The sequence below is a fragment of the Collimonas sp. genome (genome assembly GCF_035566555.1).
Taxonomy (GTDB): Bacteria; Pseudomonadota; Gammaproteobacteria; order Burkholderiales; family Burkholderiaceae_D; genus Collimonas.
Genome location: NZ_DATMRB010000189.1, coordinates 1 through 2,335, shown reverse-complemented (window position 1 = coordinate 2,335; position 2,335 = coordinate 1). Strand labels below are relative to the sequence as shown.

3 protein-coding genes are annotated in these 2,335 nt (G+C 57.2%); 2 read left to right on the top strand and 1 reads right to left on the bottom strand.

Translation table 11 applies throughout. The annotated features are described in order from the left end of the window. Positions 1-628: aminotransferase class III-fold pyridoxal phosphate-dependent enzyme (locus tag VNZ65_RS23815; protein ID WP_325673517.1), on the top strand; the 628-nt coding region annotated here is incomplete at its 5' end. 59 nt (positions 629-687) lie between these two features. Here the strand turns inward: VNZ65_RS23815 and VNZ65_RS23810 are convergent. Further along, entirely contained in the window at positions 688-1,749 is a 1,062-nt protein-coding gene (locus VNZ65_RS23810) for a hypothetical protein (RefSeq protein WP_325673515.1), read from the bottom strand. A gap of 179 nt (positions 1,750-1,928) precedes the next feature. Between VNZ65_RS23810 and VNZ65_RS23805 the strand changes: the two genes are divergently transcribed. Then, the coding region (locus VNZ65_RS23805) for an aminopeptidase P N-terminal domain-containing protein (RefSeq protein WP_325673513.1) at positions 1,929-2,335 on the top strand (407 nt) is incomplete at its 3' end.

The following is a 2,335-nucleotide window of genomic DNA, read 5'->3' as shown; positions in this document are numbered from 1 at the left end:
CGATCGCCATGGCATTCTGCTGGTCGCCGATGAAGTGCAGTCGGGCGCAGGCCGGACAGGGAAGTGGTGGGCGATTCAACACACGGGCGTTGAGCCCGACATCGTCTGCAACGCGAAGGGACTGGCCAGCGGTATGCCGCTTGGCATCATGATGTCGAAGGCCGAGATCATGGACTGGGTGCCCGGTTCGCACGCTTCGACCTTCGGCGGCAACCCGGTTTCGATCGCTGCGGCACTTGCCACGATGGACATCCTCGAACGCGAAGGCATCAAGAATGCCGAAGTCGTCGGCGGTCACATCATGGATCGTATCGCCGAGTGGCCGAAGCATCTCGATCTGGTCGGCGATGTGCGCGGACGTGGCCTGATGATTGGTGTCGAGATCGTCACCGACAAGAAGGCCAAGACGCAGGGCGGCGCCGAGCGCGATAAGATCGTCGAACTGGCGTTTGAGCGCGGCGTGCTGCTGTTGGGCTGTGGTCCGAACACGATTCGCATTGCGCCGCCGCTCATCGTCACTAAGGAGCAGGCGGACATCGCTATCGACGTGCTGGAGGAATGCATCAACATCGTTGCCGGCAAGCCACATACCCAGGCCGCAACTAACGGACGGCTGGCCGGCGCTTAATCGGCCGTGAAAGAGAAAAAGTACCCGCTCCGGCCTGGCTGGAGCGGGTTTACTTTTTGCTACTGCGGTATAAAGGCCATTCCGTGAGGACTGACCATGCCGGTCACCACCGGAGAGAGCACGCCTGTTTCAAAATCGAGCTGACCTACGAATCCACCACTATCACTGGCCGAGTAAGCCGAACCAGGCTCCAGGAATGGTGCGGTAATTGCGTAGACGGCGTCGCCGGGAGTATCCGCTACCAGCATGGTGCCAGCCGAGGCATTTAGGAATACCGTATCGTCCACCGTGATCGGTGAGCCTCCAACTGTCAGCAAAACGCGATACACGATTTGGTTATTTCCTGGATTGCGGACCACAACCAGCTCGCCGTCACCTTGGCTGTCGAGAACAATATCGCCCCCGATATCGAATGTCATGGAGTCTGGATCCTGCAGGTTAAGCGTGACGGGCTGAGTGGTGGGTATGTCGACGGCGGAGGCGTTTCCGTACAGCACCGGCGTCAGGTTGAAAGTACCTCCGCTAGTCGTGAATTGGACGATAGCCGGCTGGTTGTTGGGATTGTGTAACGGGTTGGAGGCCGAAAGATAGACGTTGCCATTCAGAAAAGTGAGGTCGTCATACCCACCGCCATGCGGACCGGTTCCGAGAAAATACTGGTGCTTCATCGCCAGGGTCTGAGGGTCGAGGATGGCGAGACGCGCGTTGCCATCTTCATTTGCCACGGCCCAGAGGTCTCCAGTTTGCGGATTGATCTTCAGTCCATCGTTGTGACCCACCAGATTTACTTTCTTGATCACATTTCCTCTGAAGTCGTACATGACAATTGTGGATGGAATCGAATTTAAGCCATTGGGCGGGCCACCATTGCCGTAACCAATGTAGACGGCGCTGCTATTGAAGGTGATGGAATCCGGGGCCGTATATTCTCCGGGCACGCTCTGGGCAAACAAAGTAACCGTGTATGGGAGTTGTGCCTGCACCGCGGGATTCAGTGGACGAGCAGAACTTGCGACGCGTTGTGCTGTCAGCAAAGACGGTGCCGTTAGGAGCAGTAAAAACACACCAAAGAACAGTAGGCGGGCAGAAAGTGTGGTGCGATTTTCAAGTTTGAATTTCATTTTATTCTCCTCACCGGACGTGAATTCCCGTAGCCTAACCTCGCAGTAAGGCCCGGTGGGTTAAGCGGCCGTTAAAAAGGAATGAAAAGCCGACGAGGAGTTCTGCTACGACATTCGGGCGGGTTCGGGCCTGGCAACATTGCCACCGCTGTAACCTCGGGACTACACTGCCTTACGCCATGATTCCAAAATCAGGAATTGCACTTGCGCTGTTTCTGGCGCTGACCTCGACTCTGGCCACCGCTCAATACACCGACATCACCGCCATGAACGACCTGGGCGGACCAAAGGAATTTGCCGCGCGCCGCGCTGAACTGGCGGCGAAGCTCAAGACCGGCTACGTGCTGCTCTTCGCCAAGACGCAGGAGCCGGCCGCCGCGCACTATCGCGAAGACAATGACTTCTACTACTACACCGGCCTGTCTGATCCCGGCGCCATTATGTTCATGAATGTCGAGAAGCAGACGGTTGTGATCGTAGAGCCGCAGCAAAGCCCGCGCGAGATACAGGTTTACGGCTCCAACTTGCTGGGCATGTCGAAAGATGAGCAGAAGGCGCTGGGCTATCCGGTCGTGATGCCGCTCCC

Coding starts and splice junctions, on each gene's coding strand:
- VNZ65_RS23810 (WP_325673515.1), bottom strand. CDS start 1,749: ATGAAATTCAAACTTGAAAATCGCACCACACTTTCTGCCCGCCTACTG.